We start from the raw sequence: 19,738 nt of genomic DNA, 5'->3' as shown, positions 1-19,738 counted from the left end.
AAGCCCGGCCGCGCACATCGGCCCCCGCCGGGCGGGCGCTACGATCAGCCCCGCTCATGAGCCCCCGGACGGCCGGGGCCGAGCTTCTCGAACGGGGGATCCTGGGATGGACATCGACACGGCTGGCGCGGCTGGCACTGCTGGGGCAGCGGAGGAGGCCGACCAGGCCAACGCCGAGGGCACCGAGGGTGCCGGCACGGACAACGACCGGACGGGCCTCAAGCTGGCCGCTGTGGTGGCGCTGGCCGCCGCCGTCCTGGCCGGGCTGTGGGGGGCGGGCGTCATCGGCAACACCCCGAAGCCGGTCGACAAGCCGGTCGAGTGTGCTGCCCCCAGACCCACGGATCCGCCCGGGTACCCGGCGCTGTGTGCCGCGCTCGACCGCCCCGACCTGCCCGCCCTGCTGGGCACGCCGGACGACCGCGTCTCCACCGCGCACCCGGCACCCCTCGCGCTCGGCAAGGACGTCATGGTGGAGGTGCGCCTGACCCGGACCGTCGTGAGCCTCATGGACAACTCCCCGTCGGTCGAGGACATGCTCGGCATGCCGCAGTTCCTCGCGAAGCCGACCACCCTGCTCGGCCACCCCGGCGCGATCTACTCGTCCAGCACGATGGTGCTCGCCCCCGGCGGGAAGGCCGGCCCCGCCAGCCGGAACCTGGTCGTCGCGCAGGACGCCAAGGCCGCCGGCGGCCGGGCCGTGGAGATCGCGGTCTTCCGCCAGGACGGTCAGGCCCCGGACGACGCCACCCTGTCCCGGGTCGCCGAGACGGTGATGCCCACCCTCCCGGGCTGGGTCGCGGCTCCCTGAGGTGCCCGGCGGCCCGGAGGCCTGGAGCCCGGAGCCCGGAGCCCGGACTGAATATTTCAGCACGAGAAATATTCAGGTCGGCGAACGCGTTGACCTGGGCAGTCGGCGCGGGAGAGGCCTGTGCGCGACGGGACCGAGAGAAGGAGTGCAGCGCCGTGCGCGTCGAGATCTGGAGTGACATCAACTGCCCGTGGTGCTACATCGGCAAGGCGCGGTTCGATCAGGCTCTGGAGCGGTTCGAGCACCGCGCGGAGATCGAGGTCGTCCACCGCTCCTTCGAGCTGGACCCGCGCGCACCGCACGAGGCCCGCCCGCTGCTGCCGCTGCTCGCCGCCAAGTACGGGATGAGCCTGGAGCAGGCTGAGGCGGCGGAGGCGCGGATCGCCGAGAACGCGCGCGCGGAGGGGCTGCCGTACCTGAGCGAGGGGCGCGACGCCGCGAACTCCTTCGACATGCACCGACTGCTGCACTTCGCCAAGGAGCACGGCCGACAGGCCGAGCTGCTGGACGCCCTGTACCGGGCGAACTTCGCCGATGAGCGCTCGGCGTTCGCGGCGGGCCGGCTGGTCGAGCTGGCCGTCGAGGCGGGCCTGGACGGCGAGGCGGCGGCCGCCGTGCTGGCCGACCCGGAGGGGTACGCGGACGCGGTCCGCGAGGACGAGACGACGGCGAGCGCGATGGGGGCGACGGGCGTGCCGTTCTTCGTGCTGGACCGTCGCCTCGGCGTCTCGGGCGCTCAGCCTGCGGAAACGTTCGCCCGCGCCCTGGAGCAGGCCTGGGAGAGCCGGGTCACGGTGCCGCTGATGCCCCTCACGTCGAAGGAGTGAGTGGGGTGGTGGAGTGGGAAGTCGGACGGGCCGACTTCCTGCTCACTCGTGGACGTCCTCCGTGGACGCGCTCGCAGAATTCGCGCAGCCGATCCCTTGGACCGAACACTCTCTTGATCTCAACCGTGCTTGAGGTTGCACCATGGTCCACATGACCACGGAACCCACGGCGTACGCCGCAGACATCGAAGCCGTCAAGCAGGTCGTCGCCACCGTCGAGCACTCCCAGCAGCACAAGGACCCCGACGAGTTCCTCGCCCTCTTCCACCCCGACGCGATCTGGACGACGGCCCACGGCAAGGTCCTCATCGGCCTCGACGCGATCGCGGAGTTCACCCGCAAGGTGCTCCCCGCGGCCGACTGGGACGGCAAGGTCAGCTACGAGGTGGTCCACGTGCTCTTCATCCGCCCCGATGTCGCGGCGGTCAAGATCCGTCAGCGCTACCTGAGCCCGGACGCCGAGAGCGAGGGCGCCCCGCTGTACGTGATGACCAAGCAGAACGACGGCCGCTGGCTGCTGACTGCCTGCCAGAACACGGGAGTCGTCGCCGACTGATCGATTCGGACGGATTGGCCGCAAGGGTTGTCACCCGCGTCATGCAGCGCATCCTCACGCTCACCGCCGCGATCGGCGTTCTGCGCGGTCCTGTTCCGGCCAGTCGCGCATCAGGAGACTGTAGAGCTCCTGACGGGATCGGTGCACCGCCGTCGACAGCTCGTCTGCGGCGGCGGTCAGTTCGAGGTGAATGCGCCGCCGGTGTCCTCGACCTGCCGGGCAACACCGAGGCCGACGGCCAGCGGATCGGCCTCTACACGCCCAACGACTGGTCCACCGCGCAGTCCTGGTCGTTCTGGGGCTACTGCGACGGCACCACCGCCATCTCGCACGGCGGCGACGGCAAGGTCGTCGACCTCGACACCCGCGCGGGCGCCGTCCGGCTCTGGGGCACCCCCAACGGCTGGGACGGGCTCAACAGCCCGTCCGGCGAGTGGATGCCGGCCAACCAGAAGTGGCGGCTGACCGACGAGGACCGCGGCTGGTACCTGCTCCGCAACGCGGCCACCGGGCAGTGCCTCAAGGGCAACGGCGTCAGCCAGTACACCTCGATGGTCGGCTGCAACACCGCCGACCCGGCCCAGCGCTGGCTGGTCTGACCCGCCCCTCCCGGGCCCGGTCCGTTCGTCGGCGCCGACGAACGGACCGGGCTCGACGGCAGCGGAAGTGGACGCTCTGATCCGCCTCCCGGCGGCCCGGCGACCGCCCGGCCCCCGATCACGACTCGATATCCCTTGTCACAGACTCGCGAGAGACTCGTCACGGCCGGGTCAAAACGACGCCAAAATCATGGCGCCCGGCCTGCGCACTGCGCTATGAACATCCCTCAGGAGGGCCGCCGACTGGCGGCCCGCAACGACGGGGGACGTCCACATGAAGCCCATCCGCAGCAGTCGCCGCGCCGTGGCCCTGGCCGCGCTGGCCGCGGTCGGCACGCTCACCATGACCGCCTGCAACGACGACGCGTCGTCGTCCGACACCGCGACGACCCCGCCGGCCGCGACGACCGCGCCCACCACCGCCGCTTCGTCGCCCAGTGGCGGCGCGATCACCCCGGCCGCCCCGACCTCCGCCCCGGCGGGTGGCGCGGCCTCCGGCTCCGCCGCCGCCCCGGCGCCGGCCGGCTCGACCCCGGCGCCCGGCACCACGGTGAAGGTCGGCGACGCCGTCACCATCCCGTTCAGCTCGGGCAGCACCAAGGGCACCATCGCGCTGGCGGTCACCTCGATCGAGAAGGGCGACCCGGCCGACCTCGCCTCGCTCAACCTGGGCGACAAGGCCAAGGGCCTGGTGCCGTACTACATCCACTACAAGATCACCAACGCCGGCAGCACCGACCTGTCCTTCACCAGCGTCACCCACATGAAGGGCCTGCTGGCGGACGGCACCGAGGCACAGGACCTGATGATCATCGGGTCCTTCCCCAAGTGCAAGGGCGATTCGCTGCCCAAGGGCTTCACCAACGGCCAGTCGTCCGAGTCCTGCACGGTGTCGATGTCCCCGGAGGCGTCGAAGGTCGCCGGCGCCGAGTACTGGGGCGACCCGTACACCCTCGGCAAGGGCGTCAACTGGAAGTGACCTGCACGGACACCGGGCGGGGGCGGCGCACTGCCGCCCCCGCCCGGTGTCATGTCCGGGGCGCCGCAGGGGCGCCGTAGATCCGCCGGAAGGCGTCGATCACCAGCAGCCCCCGGACCCCACCCCGGCGGACCCGGCCGTACCGCCGCGAACACGTGATCTATGCTGCCTACGATCCCCGAACCCGCGTAGCGGCACGGGGAAGCGCCTGCCGCCGACACGGAGCAGCCGGCCGCGCACGGGCCCAGGCGACCGCGCACGGGAACCAGCCGACCGGCATCGGCGTCCAGAACTGGCAGCGCCACGAACGGACTTACGGACGGGCAACCGGCGCGGGCGCCACCGTGGCGCCCGGAACACGGGAACACCGGGGGTGAGTGCGTGGCGGGGCAGCGAGGACGGTCGCCCGACCGGGGACGGTCATCCGACCAGGATGCGCGGCGACGGGCCGCGGACCGGCCTGCCACGGGCAGGCCGACCGCCGACAGGGCGACAGCGGACCGGGCGACAGCGGACAGGCCGGCAAGCCGGCAGGCGAGCAGGCCTGCGGCCCGCCCGGCGGACCGCCCGAAGCGCCCCTTCTCCGGCGGGCCCGCCCTTCCCGCGGTGGCGGCCGTCGGACTGCCGGTCATCGGCGCGGCGATCAGCGAACTCTCCGGCCCGGGCATGGGGCTGGCGTTCGCGGTGACCGCGGTGCTCGGCACCGGCCTGGCCGCCGCACTGAGTACCCGCAACGGCTGGTGGTGGGTCCTCGCGACCTCCCCGCTGGTCGTCCTGGGCGTGACGGCCGCCGCCGAGCTGCTGGCCAACCGCGACCTATACCAGGGCAAGGGCCTGGCCACCGGCGCCGCGAAATGGGTGGTGCACGGCTTTCCCGTGATGGCTGAGGCCGCGGCGGCGGCTCTCGTGGTGATCGTGGTCCGGGTGGTCCGGGACCGGAGGAGGACCGGTGGCTGAGAACAGCGAGCAGCAGGAGGGCGGCCGCGCCGCCGCCCGCAGGACCGCCCGGCCCCCGGCCCGCCGCAGGCCACCGCTGCTGATCGCGGGCCGGGTGGTGGCCTGCACCGCCGGCCTGGCGGTCTTCGCCGCCAGCGGCGTGGTCTGGTACGAGTACAAGCAGCTCACCGACGGGATGACCACCTCCAACGTCATCGCCCAGACCAAGAAGGACGCCCCCAAGCACCTCGACAACTCGGTGAACCTGCTGCTGATCGGCCTGGACAGCCGCAAGGCCATGGACGGCACGGACCTCCCGCCGCAGTTCGTCCAGGACGAGCTGCACGCCGGCCACAGCTCCGACATCGGCGGCTACAACACCAACTCCCTGATCCTGCTGCACATACCGGCGGGCGGCGGCAAGGTGCAGGCGGTGTCCGTCCCCCGCGACGACTACGTCATGACGTACAACGCCGACGGCTCCCAGCTGGGCATGGCCAAGATCAAGGAGGCCTACGGCAACGCCAAGGACAAGGCCGACGCGGGCCTGCGCGCCAAGGGCCTCAAGGGCGCGGACCTGGAGAAGGCCGGTCGCGACATCGGCCGCGCCGCCACCATCCGCACCGTGCAGAAGTTCCTGGACCAGCCCATCGACCACATCGCCGAGGTCAACCTGATGGGCTTCTACGACATCGCCAAGGCGGTCGAGCCGATCCAGGTCTGCCTCACCCACGACACCAAGGACCCGGCCATGGAGGGCCAGGGCTCCGGCGCCGACTTCAAGAAGGGCATCAACACCCTCAACGCCTCGCAGGCCCTCTCCTTCGTCCGCCAGCGCCACAACCTCGACGGCCCCGACGGCAACTCCGGGGACTTCGCCCGCACCCACCGCCAGCAGGCGTTCATCTCCGCCGTCGTGCACAACCTCAAGCAGAAGGGCATCGTCGGCGACCTCGGCAGGATGCAGGAGCTGATGAGCGTCGTCCAGAAGGACCTCGTCATCGACAACGAGTGGAACATCCTCGACTTCGCCCAGCAGGCCCCGGCCCTGACCGGCGGCAACGTCGAGTTCAACACCCTGACCTTCGACGGCTTCGGCACCCGGAACGGCCAGGACGTCAACCTGGTCACCCCGTCGAAGATCCAGAAGGTGGTCAAGCAGCTCTTCGGCTACGCCGACGCCGCCCCCGCACCGGCCGACCCCGGCGCCGCCACGCCCGGTCAGCCGGGCGACACCCCGGCCCCGCCCCCGCCCGCGACGCCGACGCAGACGCAGACCACCGCCAAGCCGGCCACCGTGGACGTCTTCAACGCCTCGTCGGCCACCGGGGTCTCCTCCACCGCCGAGTCGAAGGCCCTGGTCGCCATGGGCTTCAAGGAGGGCCGGACCGGGCCGGCGGCCACCAAGCCGAAGACCACCACGGTCACGTACGGCAAGGGTGCCAAGGACGCCGCCGACCAGATCGCCGCCCGCTACGGCGTGACCGCCACCGAATCCGCGTCCGCCGGCGCGGACCACGTCGTCGTCACCCTCGGCACCTCCTTCACCGGCGTCGCCGCCGACAAGGCCGCCGCCCCGCCCGGCGCCCCGTCCGACCCGACGGCCAACCTGCCCATGCAGGGCCCCGGCGTCGACGCCCAGTCCGACGGCGGGATCCCCTGCGTCTACTGACCGACCCACACCGCTTCGCTTCGCTGCACTTCGAGGGAGGCTCCCACCCGGGAGCCTCCCTCGAAGCATGTCGGGCGGACCCCTGGCGCAATTCTACGTACTATGTATAGTGTACTGCGTACGGGATAACCGCCCGCGCACTGACGAGAGGGTCCATCTCCTTGCAGATCACCAACACCGCCGTGTCCCTGACCGTCGAGGACGTCACCACCTCCGCCGCCTTCCTCCAGCGGCACTTCGGCTACTCCGAGCAGATGTCGGCCGACGGCTTCGTCTCGCTCACCCACCCGGGAGGCGGGGTCGACGTCGTCTACCTGCGGCGCGGCCTCGAAGTCCTGCCGGAGGAGCAGCGCCACCGGACCGCGGACGGCGTGATCCTCGCGTTCGTCGTCGAGGACATCGCCGCCGAGGAGCAGCGGTTGCGCGGCGAAGGGGTCGCCATCACCCTGCCGCTGCGCGAGGAGCCGTGGGGCGAGAAGCTGTTCCAGGTCGCCGACCCGAACGGGGTCGTGGTCGAACTGGTCGAGTGGGTCAAGCAGTAGCCACGGCGGACGCCGAGCGGTAGCCGAGCAGTAGCCGCGGTGGACGCGCAGCGGTAGCCGCGGCGACGGGCGCCGAACAGCAGCCCGCGCAACGACAGGCGCCCCTCGTCCCGGCCGGGACGAGGGGCGCCGACTCGCGTCCGGGAGCGGTCAGTCCACCGTCCAGGTGTCGTTGCCCGCGAGCAGCGCGGCCAGGTCGCCCGGGCCGCGCTGGGCGACGGCGGTGGCCAGCTGGTCCGCCATCAGCTGGTCGTAGACGGGCCGTTCGACGCTGCGCAGCACGCCGATCGGCGTGTGGTGCAGGGTGTCCGCGTCGGCGATCCGGGAGAGCGCGAAGGCGGTGGCCGGGCCCGCCGCGTGCGCGTCGTGGACCAGCACGTCGGCCGCGTTCGCCGCGGTGACCGGCGCGGTGCACAACTCGCCGTCCGGGCCGCGGAAGACGCCGTTGGCGCCGTCCGCGCCGAAGCGGATCGGCTGCCCGTGCTCCAGCCGGATCAGCGCCTCGTCCCGGGTGCCCGGGTCCTTCAGCACCTCGAAGGCGCCGTCGTTGAAGATGTTGCAGTTCTGGTAGATCTCCACCAGCGCCGTGCCCTCGTGCTCGGCCGCCGCCCGCAGCACCGACTGCAGGTGCTGGCGGTCGGAGTCGATGGTGCGCGCGACGAAGGTGGCCTCGGCGCCGATCGCCAGCGACAGCGGGTTGAACGGGGCGTCCAGCGAGCCCATCGGCGTCGACTTGGTGATCTTGCCGAGTTCGCTGGTCGGCGAGTACTGGCCCTTGGTGAGGCCGTAGATCCGGTTGTTGAACAGCAGGATCTTCAGGTTGACGTTGCGCCGCAGGGCGTGGATCAGGTGGTTGCCGCCGATCGAAAGCGCGTCGCCGTCACCGGTCACCACCCACACGCTGAGGTCCTGCCGCGCACTGGCGAGCCCGGTCGCGATCGCCGGCGCCCGCCCGTGGATCGAGTGCACCCCGTAGGTGTTCATGTAGTACGGGAAGCGCGAGGAGCAGCCGATGCCCGACACGAACACCGTGTTCTCGCGCTTGATGCCGAGCTCCGGCATGAAGGACTGCACCGCCGCCAGGATCGCGTAGTCCCCGCAGCCGGGGCACCAGCGCACCTCCTGGTCGGTCTTGAAGTCCCGTGCGCTCTGCGGCGCTTCGGCCTTGGGCACCAGCCGCAGGGACGGGAAGGCGTGCTCGCCCGGTCGCTGCTCGCTCATCGGTGGTCCTCCTCGTCCAGGGTGCCGATCGCGGCCCACAGCACGTCGGCCAACTGCGCCGCCTTGAACGGCAGTCCGCGCACCTGGTTGTAGGACTCGGCGTCCACCAGGTACTTCGCCCGCAGCAGCAGGGCGAGCTGTCCGAGGTTCATCTCGGGCACGATGACCTTCTCGTAACTCCTCAGCACGGTGCCGAGGTTGGCCGGGAAGGGGTTGAGGTTGCGCAGGTGCGCCTGGGCGACCTCGCCGCCGTCCGCCCGCACCCGGCGCACCGCCGCGGTGATCGGCCCGTACGTCGAGCCCCAGCCGAGCACCAGGACCCGGGCGTCGCCGGTCGGGTCGTCCACCTCGACCGGCTTCACCGTGATGCCGTCGACCTTGGCCTGCCGGGTGCGGACCATGAAGTCGTGGTTGGCCGGGTCGTACGAGATGTTCCCGGTGCCGTCCTGCTTCTCGATGCCGCCGATCCGGTGCTCCAGGCCGGGCGTGCCGGGCACCGCCCAGGGCCGGGCCAGCGTGTGCGGATCCCGCAGGTACGGCCAGAAGGCGCCGTCCTCGCGGTTCGGGCCGGTCGCGAACCGCGGGTCGATCCCCGGCAGGTCGTCGACGGCGGGGATCCGCCAGGGCTCCGAGCCGTTGGCCAGGTAGCCGTCGGAGAGCAGGAAGACCGGGGTGCGGTAGGTGACCGCGATCCGGGCCGCCTCCAGTGCCGCGTCGAAGCACTCCGCCGGCGTGGCCGGGGCGACGATCGGCACCGGCGCCTCGCCGTTGCGGCCGAACATCGCCTGCAGCAGGTCCGCCTGCTCGGTCTTGGTCGGCAGGCCGGTGGAAGGGCCGCCGCGCTGGATGTCCACGACCAGCAGCGGCAGTTCGAGCGAGACGGCCAGGCCGATCGTCTCGCTCTTGAGCGCCACGCCGGGCCCGGAGGTCGTCGTCACGCCGAGCGCCCCGCCGAAGGCGGCACCGAGGGCCGCGCCGATGCCGGCGATCTCGTCCTCGGCCTGGAAGGTGCGGACGCCGAAGTCCTTGTGCTTGCTCAGCTCGTGCAGGATGTCCGAGGCGGGGGTGATCGGGTACGAGCCCAGGTACAGCGGCAGGCCGGAGCGCTGGGCGGCGGCGATCAGCCCGTACGACAGGGCGAGGTTGCCGGAGATGTTGCGGTAGCGGCCGGCCGGGAGCTTGGCCGGCGGCACCTCGTAGGAGACCGCGAAGGTCTCCGTGGTCTCGCCGAAGTTCCAGCCCGCCCGGAACGCCTGGATGTTCGCCTCGGCGATCTGCGGCTTCTTGGCGAACTTGGTGCGCAGGAACGCCTCGGTCCCGTGGGTGGGGCGGTGGTACATCCAGGACAGCAGGCCGAGGGCGAACATGTTCTTCGCCCGTTCCGCGTCCTTGCGCGCGAGGCCGCTCTCCTTGAGCGCCTCCAGGGTCAGCGTGGTCAGCGGCACCTTGTGCAGGTGGAAGCCGTCCAGGGAGCCGTCGGTCAGCGGGTCCGCCGGGTAGCCGACCTTCGCCAGCGCCCGCTTGGTGAACTCGTCGGTGTTGACGATGATCTCCGCGCCGCGCGGCAGGTCCGGCAGGTTCGCCTTCAGCGCGGCCGGGTTCATCGCGACCAGCACGTTGGGGGCGTCGCCCGGCGTCAGGATGTCGTGGTCGGCGAAGTGCAGCTGGAAGGACGAGACACCCGGCAGGGTGCCGGCGGGGGCGCGGATCTCGGCGGGGAAGTTCGGCAGCGTGGACAGGTCGTTGCCGAAGGACGCGGTCTCCGAGGTGAACCGGTCACCGGTGAGCTGCATGCCGTCACCGGAGTCGCCCGCGAACCGGATGATCACGCGGTCGAGTCTGCGGATCGGCTTGGCACGCCCTGGTGGTGGGCCGCCCGGGGCCGACGGGCCGGCGGGCGTGTCCGGGCCGGGGCGGGCGTCGCCGCGCACGGTGCGGGCCCCGTCGCCGTCCGGGCCGTCCACTGCCTCTGACTGATCGACCTGACTGGTCACTGCCGCGGACCTCCTCGTGGGCACACCACTGCGGGCGCGGCCCCGTGCCCCGTCCGCCTGGTGCACCTCCCGCATCCTATGCGGGAGGGGTCGGCCTGGGACGGAACTCCCGCGTGCGGCGGGAAATCACCGGCCCGCGTCCGTACCGCACCTAGCAAGAACGTCCGGCCGCCGGAGATCATTCCGGATCCGGCGGCCGTTCCGTGCCCCCGCGGGCGGAGGTGTCGGGGCTGAGGTGCCGGGTCTGAGGCTAGGAGTTGAGGTACGTCAGCACGGCCAGCACCCGGCGGTGGTCCTCCGGGCTCTGGGCCAGGCCCAGCTTGAGGAATATGTTGCTCACGTGCTTCTCCACCGCGCCGTCGGAGACCACCAGCTGCTTGGCCACCGCGGCGTTGGTACGGCCCTCGGCCATGAGCGCGAGCACTTCGCGCTCGCGCGGCGTGAGGTTGGCCAGCACGTCACCCTTGCGGCTGCGGCTGAGCAGCTGCTGCACCACCTCCGGGTCCAGCGCGGTGCCGCCGTCGGCGACCCGGACCACCGCGTCGGCGAACTCGCGCACCTCGGCGACCCGGTCCTTGAGCAGGTAGCCGACGCCCCGGGTGGATCCGGCCAGCAGCTCCGAGGCGTAACGTTCCTCCACGACCTGTGACAGCACCAGCACGTTCAACTGCGGGTAGCGGCCGCGCAGCTCGACGCAGGCACGCAGGCCCTCGTCGGTGTGGGTCGGGGGCATCCGCACGTCGGAGACCACGACGTCGGGCAGGTCGTCGGCCGCGGCCAGGTCGTGGATGGTCTTCACCAGCGCTTCGCCGTCCCCGACCCCCGCGACGACCTCCAGGCCCCGATCGGTGAGCAGCCGGGTCAGTCCCTCCCGCAGCAGTACGGAGTCCTCGGCGATGACGACGCGACGCATGGCGACCTTCCCGGCTGGGGTGAGCTGACGGGAGTCAGTCTCCCCCATCGCGGGGGCCGGCCGGCCCGGTCCGTCGGGACGTCCGCCTCCGCCGGCCCCGGGGCTGGCCCCGCGCACCGACGACCCGAAGACCGACAGCGCCGAAGGCCCGAGCCCGGCCCGGCCCGGTGTGACCCGGCCCGGCCGGGGTCACATCGTGCGGATGGCCACCGCGTCGCAGAGCCCCTCCAGGGCGGCCTTCGCCGGGCAGGCCGGCAGCGGGGCGAGCAGCGCCCGGGCCTCCTCGGCCCGGCGCAGGGTCTCCGCGCGGGCGCGCTCCAGCGCGGGGTGGGCGCGCATCAGGCGCAGCGCCTCGGCGTGCAGCGCGTCGTCCGACAGGTCCTGGGCGACCAGTTCGCGCAGCCGGGTGTCGTCCGGGTCCGCCGGATCGGCCGGCATCTGCTGCAGCAGCAGGGTCGGCAGGGTCGGCACACCCTCCCGCAGGTCGGTGCCGGGGGTCTTGCCGGACTCGTGGCCGTCGCTGGCGATGTCCAGCACGTCGTCGGCCAGCTGGAAGGCGATGCCGATCCGCTCGCCGAACTCGCCGAGGGCCTCCACCAGCTCGGGCCCGGCGCCGGCCATCAGCGCTCCTATCCGGCAGGAGACCGCGATCAGCGAACCGGTCTTGCCCTCCAGCACGTCCAGGTAGTGCAGCAGCGGGTCCATCTCCGGGCCGGGGCCGCGGGTCTCCAGGATCTGGCCGGTGACCAGCCGCTCGAAGGCCTCGGCCTGCATCCGTACGGCCTCCGGGCCGAGGTCGGCCAGCACCTGGGAGGCGCGGGAGAACAGGAAGTCACCGGTGAGGATGGCGACCGAGTTGTCCCAGCGGGAGTTGGCGCTCGGGGCGCCGCGGCGCACCGGGGCCTCGTCCATGACGTCGTCGTGGTACAGCGTGGCCAGGTGGGTCAGCTCGACGACCACCGCGGCCGGCACCACACCGGGCGCGCCCGGATCGCCGAACTGGGCGGCCAGCAGCAGGAGCAGCGGACGGAAGCGCTTGCCGCCGGCCTCGAGGAGGTGACTGGCGGTGACGGTGATGAAGGGGACGTCGCTCTTGACGGCCTCGCCGAGCGCCGCCTCCACGGCCTCCAGTCCGGCCTGGACGTCCCTGGTCAGGTCGCGGTCCTGCACGCTGAGCCCGAAGGGTTCCACGACGGTCACGAAGACCACTCCTCTGTCCCTGGTCGATCTAGCGGCCTGGTCCCTGAGTGCCGCCGCTGGCCATACAGGCAGGGTATCCGGTCGCGAGTGGATCACTGCACGGGCGTGCGGATCCTGTCATGATCGGGCCGGACGCCCTGGTCAGGGCGGCTGCGCGGGCCGTACGGCGGTGGGGGCGAATTCGGCGGGAAACCGGGGCGGGAACACCCCCGGAACTCCCCCGCCCCCGGATCCGGACCAGGGCCCGTCCGGGCCGCGCGGACGGGGCGCGGCCCGGACGGGCCCTGGTCGGCAGTGTCGGACGGAAAAGTCAGCGCACGAACAGTGACGCCTTCGACGCGAGGTCGAGGAAGTACTGCGGCAGCACGCCGAGACCCAGCGTGACCACCACCCCCAGCCCGATCGCGGTCGCCGTGAAGGCACTCGGGATCGCCACCGTCGGGCCGCCCGGCTGCGGGTCCGAGAAGAACATCAGCACGATGACCCGGATGTAGAAGAACGCCGCCACCGCCGAACTCAGCACGCCGACGATCACCAGCGGTGTCGCCCCGCCGCTCGCCGCCGCCTGGAACACCGCGAACTTCCCGGTGAAACCCGAGGTCAGCGGGATCCCGGCGAAGGCCAGCAGGAACAGCGCGAACACCGCCGCCACCAGTGGCGAGCGCCGCCCCAGCCCGGCCCAGCTGGACAGGTGGGTCGCCTCGCCCTTGGAGTCGCGCACCAGGGTGACCACGGCGAACGCGCCGAGCGTCACGAAGGAGTACGCCAGCAGGTAGAACAACACCGAGGAGATGCCCTGCTTGTTGACGGCGATCACGCCGGTCAGGATGAACCCGGCGTGCGCGATCGAGGAGTACGCCAGCAGCCGCTTCACGTCCTGCTGGGTCACCGCCAGCACCGCGCCCACCACCATGGTGAGGATCGCGACGCCCCACATCACCGGCCGCCAGTCCAGCCGCAGGCCCGGGAAGGCCACGTAGAACAGCCGCAGGAAGGCCCCGAAGGCCGCGACCTTGGTGGCCGCCGCCATGAAGCCGGTCACCGGGGTCGGCGCGCCCTGGTAGACGTCCGGCGTCCAGGAGTGGAAGGGCACCGCGGCGACCTTGAACAGCAGGCCGACCGACAGCATCGCCAGGCCGGTCAGCACCAGTGCGTCGCTCTGGGTGCTGCTCAGCTGCGCGGGGGTGGTCATCGCCTTGCCGGAGATGACGTCCCCGATGTCGCCGAGCTTCACACTGCCCGCGTAGCCGTACAGCAGGGCGGTGCCGAACAGGAAGAACGCCGAGGCGAAGGCGCCGAGCAGGAAGTACTTGACCGCCGCCTCCTGGGACAGCAGCCGGCGGCGCCGGGCCAGGGCGCACAGCAGGTACAGCGGCAGGGAGAAGACCTCCAGCGCCACGAACATGGTCAGCAGGTCGTTCGCGGCGGGGAACAGCAGCATGCCGCCGACCGCGAACATGGTCAGCGGGAACACCTCGCTGGTGGCGAAGCCGGCCCGGAGCGCGGCCCGCTCCTGCTCGCCGCCGGGGGTGGCGGCGGCCTGGGCGGCGAAGGCGTCGGCGGGCAGGCCGCCGGCCCTCGGCTCCAGCTTCCGCTCGGCGTAGGTGAGCACCGCGACCACCGCGGCCAGCAGGATCACGCCCTGCAGGAACAGCGCCGGGCCGTCCAGCGCGACCGACTCCATGGCCAGCAGGTCGATCCGGGTGAAGCCGTGGCTCTGCACGGCCAGCACCACCACGGCGACGAAGGCGCCGACCAGCCCGGCCAGGGCGAGCGTCACCTGCGTCCAGTGCCGGTACCGGCGGGGGACGAACGCCTCCACCAGGACGCCTGCCACGGCGGCGCCGAACACCACGAGCATCGGGGAGAGTTGGCCGTACTCGATGTGCGGTGCCGGAATGCTGGGGGTGTTGCCGCCGGCGGCGGCGAGCACTGCGGTGGCGCTCACTTCTGCTCACCTCCTGAGGTGGCGGCGACCGGGTGGGCCGGCGCCGGGTCGGTCTCGTGGACCTGCGACAGCGTCGCGTTCACCGAGGGGTTGACCAGGTCGGTGAGCGGCTTGGGGTAGACGCCGAGCAGGATCGTCAGCGCCACCAGGGGGGCGACCACGGCGAGTTCGCGGGCCTTGAGGTCGGGCATCGCGTGCACGCCCTCCTTCACCGGGCCGGTCATGGTGCGCTGGTACAGCAGCAGGGCGTACAGCGCGGCCAGCACGATCCCGAAGGTCGCGACGATCCCGATCGCCGGGTAGCGGGTGAAGGTGCCCACCAGCACCAGGAACTCGCTGACGAACGGGGCGAGGCCGGGCAGCGACAGGGTCGCCAGGCTGCCGATCAGGAACGTCCCGGCGAGCACCGGGGCGACCTTCTGCACGCCGCCGTAGTCCGCGATAAGCCGCGAGCCCCGGCGGGAGATCAGGAAGCCGGCCACCAGCATCCACGCGGCGGTGGAGATGCCGTGGTTCACCATGTAGAGGGTGGCGCCGCTCTGGCCCTGGCTGGTCAGGGCGAAGATGCCCATGATGATGAAGCCGAAGTGCGAGATCGAGGCGTAGGCGACCAGGCGCTTGATGTCCTTCTGGCCGATCGCCAGTAGCGCGCCGTAGACGATCCCGACCAGCGAGAGGACCAGGATCGCCGGGGCGAAGGTCTTCGAGGCGTGCGGGAACAGCCCGAGGCAGAAGCGCAGCATCGCGAAGGTGCCGACCTTGTCCACCACGGCGGTGATCAGCACCGCCGTGCCGGCGGTGGCCTCGCCCATCGCGTTCGGCAGCCAGGTGTGCAGCGGCCACAGCGGGGCCTTCACCGCGAAGGCGAAGAAGAAGCCCAGGAACAGCGCCTTCTCGGCGGTGCCGCTCAGCTGCAGCTTCCCGTCGGCGACGGCCGAGGCCAGCGTCGGCAGGTCGAAGGTGCCGAAGCCCTGGTCCTGCGCGACCACGTACAGGCCGATCACCGCGGCCAGCATCACCAGGCCGCCGAGCAGGTTGTAGAGCAGGAACTTCACGGCCGCGTACGAGCGCTGACGCGCCGACTCGGGGCCGCCCGCGCGGTCCCCGAAGCCGCCGATCAGGAAGTACATCGGGATCAGCATGGCTTCGAAGAACACGTAGAACAGGAAGACGTCGGTGGCGTAGAAGGAGACGATCACCATCGCCTCCACCGCCAGGATCAGCGCGAAGAAGGCCTGGGTCCGCCGCCGGTTCTCGAAGGTCCCGTCGGGCCGGGCCGGGCTGAGCCCCTCCTGCCCGTCGGCGGGCAGGGAGGGAGGGTCGGCGTCGTGCCAGGAGGCGAGCATCACCATCGGCACCAGGACGGCCGTGAGCAGGGCGAGCACGGCGCCGATGCCGTCCACGCCGAGCGAGAAGGTGATCCCGAAGGAGCGGATCCAGCTGTACGACTCGGTCAGCTGGTAGCGGGCGCCGTGCGGGTCGAACCGCGTCGCCACCACGGCGGCCAGCACCAGGGTGACGGCCGACACGCCCAGGGCGACGGCCTTGGTGGCCCTGCGCCGGGCCTCGGTCGACCCGGCGGGCAGCGCGGCGGTCAGCACCGCTCCGGCCGCCGGGACGGCGCAGGTGACGGTCAGCAGCACACTCATGCCACTCCTCCCCCGCGGGTTGTGGATTCCTTGTCCATCACACGGACCTCATCAGGAGAGTCATGGCGACCAGCACCAGCGTGCCGCCGAACATGGAGAGCGCGTACGAGCGGACGAACCCGTTCTGGACCCGCCGCACCCGACCGGACAGGCCCCCGATCGTGGCGGCCAGACCGTTGACGAAGCCGTCCAGCCCGCGGCTGTCGAAGAAGACCAGCATCGCGGTGAGCGCCGAGCCCGGCCGCACCAGCACGGCGTGGTTGAAGTCGTCCTGCAGCAGGTCCCGGCGGGCCGCCCGGGTGAGCGGGGAGCCGACCGGCGGCACCACCGGGACGGGCGAGCGCCCGTACATCAGGTACGCGAGGCCCATCCCGGCCAGCATGCAGGCCACGGTCAGCCCGGTGACGACCCCCGAGGCGAGCGGGGAGTCACCCTCGCTGTGGCCCGTGACCGGCTCCAGCCACTTCAGGAAGGAGTTGTCGTAGGCGAACAGCCCGCCCGCGAAGACCGAGCCGAAGGCCAGCAGCACCATCGGGACCGTCATGGTCTTCGGCGCCTCGTGGGGGTGCGGGACGTTGCCGTCGGCGTCCGGCTGCCAGCGCTTCTGGCCGAAGAAGGTGAGCACCACCACCCGCGTCATGTAGAACGCGGTGACCGCCGCGCCGACCAGCGCGCACAGTCCGAGGATCCAGCCCTCGGTGCCGCCCTTGGCGAAGGCCGCCTCGATGATCTTGTCCTTGGAGAAGAAGCCGGACAGGCCGGGGAAGCCGATGATCGCCAGGTAGCCCGCGATGAACGTGCCGAATGTCCACGGCATGTACGTGCGCAAGCCGCCGTAGTGACGCATGTTCACCTCGTCGTTCATGCCGTGCATGACCGACCCGGCGCCGAGGAACAGCCCGGCCTTGAAGAAGCCGTGGGTCACCAGGTGCATGATCGCGAAGGCGTAGCCGATCGGGCCGAGCCCGGCCGCCAGCACCATGTAGCCGATCTGCGACATCGTCGAGCCGGCCAGCGCCTTCTTGATGTCGTCCTTGGCGCAACCGACGATCGCACCGAACAGCAGCGTGACCGCGCCGACCACCACCACGGCGGTCTGCGCGTCCGGCGCCAGGTCGAAGATCGCCGAGGAACGGGTGATCAGGTAGACGCCCGCCGTCACCATGGTCGCCGCGTGGATCAGCGCCGACACCGGGGTCGGGCCCTCCATGGCGTCCCCGAGCCAGGACTGCAGCGGCACCTGCGCCGACTTGCCGCAGGCCGCCAGCAGCAGCATCAGGCCGATCGCCGTCAGCTTGCCCTCGCTCGCCTGGTGGGCGCCGTCGAAGACCGGCCCGAAGGCGAAGGAGCCGAACTCCGCGAACATCAGCATGATCGCGATGGACAGGCCCATGTCGCCGACCCGGTTGACGATGAACGCCTTCTTCGCCGCCGTCGCCGCGCTCGGCTTGTGCTGCCAGAAGCCGATCAGGAGGTACGAGGCCAGGCCCACGCCCTCCCAACCGAAGTACAGCAGCAGGTAGTTGTCGGCGACCACCAGCAGCAGCATGGCGGCCAGGAACAGGTTCAGGTACGCGAAGAAGCGGCAGCGGCGCTCGTCGTGCGCCATGTAGCCGACCGAGTAGAGGTGGATCAGCGTGCCGACGCCGGTGATCAGCAGGACGAAGGTCATCGAGAGCTGGTCGAGCCGGAAGGTGAAGTCGGCCTGGAAGCCGTTCACCGGGATCCAGCTGAACAGGTGCTTGGTGACCACCCGGTGCTCGGCGTCACGGCCGAGCATGTCCGAGAACAGCGCCAGGCCGAAGCCGAACGAGAGCGCCGCGAGGGCGGTGGCCAGCCAGTGGCCGAAGCGGTCCAGCGCCCGGCCGCCGAGCAGCAGCAGGGCGGCGCCGGCCAGTGGAGCCGCCACCAGCAGCGGAATGAGAGAGTTCACCGAAGGTCCTCCGCCTACAGCTTCATCAGGTTGCTGTCGTCGACCGAAGCGGAGTGCCTGGTCCGGAAGATGGAGACGATGATGGCGAGGCCGACCACGACCTCGGCCGCCGCGACCACCATCGTGAAGAACGCGATGATCTGGCCGTCCAAGGTCCCGTGCATCCGCGAGAAGGTCACCAGCGCGAGGTTCGAGGCGTTCAGCATCAGCTCCACGCACATGAACAGCACGATCGCGTTGCGCCGGATCAGCACCCCGGACGCACCGATGGTGAACAACAGGGCCGACAGGTAGAGGTAGTTGACCGGGTTCACTCCGTGCCCTCCTCGCCGGCCGCCGGGTGGTTCGTCCCGTGGTTTTCGCCGTGGTTCGCCGCTTGGTTCGCCTCGCGGCTCGTTTCTCGGTTGGCCTCGCGGTTGGCCTCGCGGTTGGGCACCGGCTCCAGCGACCTGCGCGGACCGGTCACCGCCGGCCGCTCGGAGGACGGCCGGCCCAGCCAGTCCGCCGTCGCGTTCTCCAGCTCCGCCATCCGCTGCAGCATCGCCTGGCTGACGTCCCGGACCTGACCGCGCTCGCGCAGCGTCGCCATCACCGAATCCTCGGCGATCGTGCCGTCCGGCAGCAGGCCCGGCACGTCCACCGCGTTGTGCCGCGCGTACACGCCCGGCGCCGGCAGCGGCGGCAGCTGGATGTTGTCCTTGACCCGCTGCGCCGCCAGCTCGCGCTGCGTCTTCGGCGCCTTCACGTGCTCGCGGTGGGTCAGCACCATCGCCCCGATCGCCGCGGTGATCAGCAGCGCGCCGGTGACCTCGAAGGCCCACACGTACCGGGTGAAGATCAGCCGGGCCAGGCCCGGTACGTTGCCCTCGGCGTTCGCCTCGGACAGCCCGGTGAAGTGGTCCAGCTTCGCGTTGGCGATCCCGGTGATCAGCAGCACGCCGAAGCCCAGCCCGCACAGCACCGCGGCGATCCGCTGGCCCTTCAGCTGCTCCTTGAGGGAGTCCTCGGTGGTGACGCCGACCAGCATCACCACGAAGAGGAAGAGCATCATGATCGCGCCGGTGTACACCACGATCTGCACCACGCCCAGGAACACCGCGCCCTGGGCCATGTAACAGACCGCCAGCGCCAGCATGGTGGCCGCCAGGCACAGCGCGCTGTGCACGGCCTTCTTCATCAGCAGCATGCCGAGCGCGCCGCCGACCGCGACCACCGCGAGCACCCAGAACTGGACGGCCTCACCAGTGGAGGTCGTCCCGGTCGCGGCGAGGCTCCTGCCGCCTTCGAGGAGGCCCGTCACTGCTGCACCTCCTTGTCCCGGTCGGTGCGCTCCTGCTGGACCGTCCCCGGCGCCGCCGCGGTGATCTCGCCCCGGTAGTACGCGCCCTCGTCGGCGCCCGGGAAGATCGCGTGCGGGGTGTCGACCATCTCCTCGGAGAGGCCCACCAGCAGCTGCTCCTTGGTGAAGATCAGGTCCCGGCGGGAGGAGTCGGCCAGCTCGTACTCGTTGGTCATGGTCAGCGCCCGGGTCGGGCAAGCCTCGATGCACAGCCCGCACAGGATGCAGCGGGCGTAGTTGATCTGGTACACCGCGCCGTAGCGCTCGCCCGGCGAGTAGCGCTCCTCGTCCCGGTTGTCCGCGCCCTCCACGTAGATCGCGTCGGCCGGGCAGGCCCACGCGCACAGCTCGCAGCCGATGCACTTCTCCAGGCCGTCCGGGTGCCGGTTCAGCTGGTGGCGGCCGTGGAAGCGCGGAGCGGTGGGCTTCTTCTGCTCCGGGTACTGCTCGGTGAGCCGCTTCTTGAACATGGCCTTGAAGGTCACGCCGAAGCCGGCGGCCGGGCCGAGGATCGACGGCCGGTCGGCCCGCTCGGGCCGGTCCGTACGGTCCCTGTTCTCCGTACGGACGGGCCGGTCGGACTGATCAGACTGGTCAGACTGGTCAGACGACATCTCGG

Annotated in this window: 18 protein-coding genes; 8 read left to right on the top strand and 10 right to left on the bottom strand. The window is 71.3% G+C overall.

Annotation, left to right across the window (positions count from 1 at the left end; genetic code table 11):
- Positions 1 to 106 precede the first annotated feature (106 nt).
- The 8 genes from AC0B61_RS05380 to AC0B61_RS05345 all read left to right on the top strand — a co-directional run bounded on the left by AC0B61_RS05380 (position 107) and on the right by AC0B61_RS05345 (position 6,922).
- Positions 107 to 811 carry a DUF6215 domain-containing protein gene (locus AC0B61_RS05380; RefSeq protein WP_471739272.1) on the top strand — a complete coding sequence of 235 codons (705 nt, stop codon included), beginning with the start codon at positions 107 to 109 and terminating at the stop codon, positions 809 to 811.
- A gap of 155 nt (positions 812 to 966) precedes the next feature.
- Entirely contained in the window at positions 967 to 1,638 is a 672-nt protein-coding gene (locus AC0B61_RS05375) for a DsbA family oxidoreductase (protein WP_471739271.1), read from the top strand.
- Between the two features lie 142 nt (positions 1,639 to 1,780).
- Complete coding sequence (locus tag AC0B61_RS05370; RefSeq protein ID WP_471739270.1) at positions 1,781 to 2,194, top strand: SgcJ/EcaC family oxidoreductase; 414 nt, start codon at positions 1,781 to 1,783, stop codon at positions 2,192 to 2,194.
- A gap of 41 nt (positions 2,195 to 2,235) precedes the next feature.
- On the top strand, positions 2,236 to 2,793 hold the full coding sequence (locus AC0B61_RS05365; protein WP_471739269.1) for an RICIN domain-containing protein: 558 nt from the start codon (positions 2,236 to 2,238) through the stop codon (positions 2,791 to 2,793).
- 274 nt (positions 2,794 to 3,067) lie between these two features.
- Positions 3,068 to 3,772, top strand: a complete 705-nt coding sequence (locus AC0B61_RS05360; RefSeq protein ID WP_471739268.1) for a hypothetical protein — start codon at positions 3,068 to 3,070, stop codon at positions 3,770 to 3,772.
- Positions 3,773 to 4,378: 606 nt separating this feature from the next.
- Positions 4,379 to 4,729, top strand: coding sequence for a DUF6542 domain-containing protein (locus AC0B61_RS05355; protein WP_471739267.1), 351 nt, complete (start codon positions 4,379 to 4,381; stop codon positions 4,727 to 4,729).
- Positions 4,722 to 6,380: an LCP family protein gene (locus tag AC0B61_RS05350; RefSeq protein WP_471739266.1), complete on the top strand. Its 1,659-nt coding sequence runs from the start codon at positions 4,722 to 4,724 to the stop codon at positions 6,378 to 6,380. The genes AC0B61_RS05355 and AC0B61_RS05350 overlap by 8 nt, the downstream gene beginning before the upstream one ends.
- 161 nt (positions 6,381 to 6,541) lie before the next feature.
- Positions 6,542 to 6,922: a VOC family protein gene (locus tag AC0B61_RS05345; protein WP_471739265.1), complete on the top strand. Its 381-nt coding sequence runs from the start codon at positions 6,542 to 6,544 to the stop codon at positions 6,920 to 6,922.
- A 150-nt stretch (positions 6,923 to 7,072) separates the two neighbouring features.
- Here the strand turns inward: AC0B61_RS05345 and AC0B61_RS05340 are convergent, their stop codons facing one another.
- The 10 genes from AC0B61_RS05340 to nuoI all read right to left on the bottom strand — a co-directional run bounded on the left by AC0B61_RS05340 (position 7,073) and on the right by nuoI (position 19,733).
- Complete coding sequence (locus AC0B61_RS05340) at positions 7,073 to 8,143, bottom strand: 2-oxoacid:ferredoxin oxidoreductase subunit beta (protein WP_471739264.1); 1,071 nt, start codon at positions 8,141 to 8,143, stop codon at positions 7,073 to 7,075.
- On the bottom strand, positions 8,140 to 10,137 hold the full coding sequence (locus tag AC0B61_RS05335; RefSeq protein ID WP_471739263.1) for a 2-oxoacid:acceptor oxidoreductase subunit alpha: 1,998 nt from the start codon (positions 10,135 to 10,137) through the stop codon (positions 8,140 to 8,142). The genes AC0B61_RS05340 and AC0B61_RS05335 overlap by 4 nt, the downstream gene beginning before the upstream one ends.
- 250 nt (positions 10,138 to 10,387) lie before the next feature.
- Complete coding sequence (locus tag AC0B61_RS05330; RefSeq protein ID WP_471739262.1) at positions 10,388 to 11,050, bottom strand: response regulator; 663 nt, start codon at positions 11,048 to 11,050, stop codon at positions 10,388 to 10,390.
- Positions 11,051 to 11,239: 189 nt separating this feature from the next.
- Complete coding sequence (locus AC0B61_RS05325; protein WP_471739261.1) at positions 11,240 to 12,250, bottom strand: polyprenyl synthetase family protein; 1,011 nt, start codon at positions 12,248 to 12,250, stop codon at positions 11,240 to 11,242.
- Between the two features lie 310 nt (positions 12,251 to 12,560).
- Positions 12,561 to 14,198, bottom strand: a complete 1,638-nt coding sequence (nuoN, locus tag AC0B61_RS05320) for an NADH-quinone oxidoreductase subunit NuoN (RefSeq protein ID WP_471739260.1) — start codon at positions 14,196 to 14,198, stop codon at positions 12,561 to 12,563.
- Entirely contained in the window at positions 14,195 to 15,847 is a 1,653-nt protein-coding gene (locus AC0B61_RS05315; protein WP_471739259.1) for an NADH-quinone oxidoreductase subunit M, read from the bottom strand. Before AC0B61_RS05315 ends, nuoN begins: the two co-directional genes overlap by 4 nt.
- Before the next feature lie 37 nt (positions 15,848 to 15,884).
- A complete protein-coding gene (gene nuoL, locus AC0B61_RS05310; protein WP_471739258.1) occupies positions 15,885 to 17,780 on the bottom strand; it encodes an NADH-quinone oxidoreductase subunit L in 1,896 nt (631 codons plus the stop codon).
- Between the two features lie 14 nt (positions 17,781 to 17,794).
- Positions 17,795 to 18,094, bottom strand: coding sequence for an NADH-quinone oxidoreductase subunit NuoK (gene nuoK / locus AC0B61_RS05305; RefSeq protein WP_030235394.1), 300 nt, complete (start codon positions 18,092 to 18,094; stop codon positions 17,795 to 17,797).
- Positions 18,091 to 19,080 carry an NADH-quinone oxidoreductase subunit J gene (locus tag AC0B61_RS05300; RefSeq protein ID WP_471739257.1) on the bottom strand — a complete coding sequence of 330 codons (990 nt, stop codon included), beginning with the start codon at positions 19,078 to 19,080 and terminating at the stop codon, positions 18,091 to 18,093. Before AC0B61_RS05300 ends, nuoK begins: the two co-directional genes overlap by 4 nt.
- Complete coding sequence (gene nuoI, locus AC0B61_RS05295) at positions 19,077 to 19,733, bottom strand: NADH-quinone oxidoreductase subunit NuoI (RefSeq protein WP_471739256.1); 657 nt, start codon at positions 19,731 to 19,733, stop codon at positions 19,077 to 19,079. Before nuoI ends, AC0B61_RS05300 begins: the two co-directional genes overlap by 4 nt.
- Positions 19,734 to 19,738: the final 5 nt, after the last annotated feature.

Source organism: Kitasatospora sp. NPDC023385 (assembly GCF_055664045.1).
This window is presented reverse-complemented; position numbering and strand designations above follow the sequence as displayed.

Excerpts from the sequence above, each read along its gene's own strand:
- AC0B61_RS05380 (WP_471739272.1), top strand. The coding sequence starts at position 107 with ATGGACATCGACACGGCTGGCGCGGCTGGCACTGCTGGGGCAGCGGAG.
- AC0B61_RS05370 (WP_471739270.1), top strand. The coding sequence starts at position 1,781 with ATGGTCCACATGACCACGGAACCCACGGCGTACGCCGCAGACATCGAA.
- AC0B61_RS05365 (WP_471739269.1), top strand. The coding sequence starts at position 2,236 with ATGCAGCGCATCCTCACGCTCACCGCCGCGATCGGCGTTCTGCGCGGT.
- AC0B61_RS05360 (WP_471739268.1), top strand. The coding sequence starts at position 3,068 with ATGAAGCCCATCCGCAGCAGTCGCCGCGCCGTGGCCCTGGCCGCGCTG.
- AC0B61_RS05340 (WP_471739264.1), bottom strand. The coding sequence starts at position 8,143 with ATGAGCGAGCAGCGACCGGGCGAGCACGCCTTCCCGTCCCTGCGGCTG.
- AC0B61_RS05330 (WP_471739262.1), bottom strand. The coding sequence starts at position 11,050 with ATGCGTCGCGTCGTCATCGCCGAGGACTCCGTACTGCTGCGGGAGGGA.
- AC0B61_RS05315 (WP_471739259.1), bottom strand. The coding sequence starts at position 15,847 with ATGAGTGTGCTGCTGACCGTCACCTGCGCCGTCCCGGCGGCCGGAGCG.
- nuoI (WP_471739256.1), bottom strand. The coding sequence starts at position 19,733 with ATGTCGTCTGACCAGTCTGACCAGTCTGATCAGTCCGACCGGCCCGTC.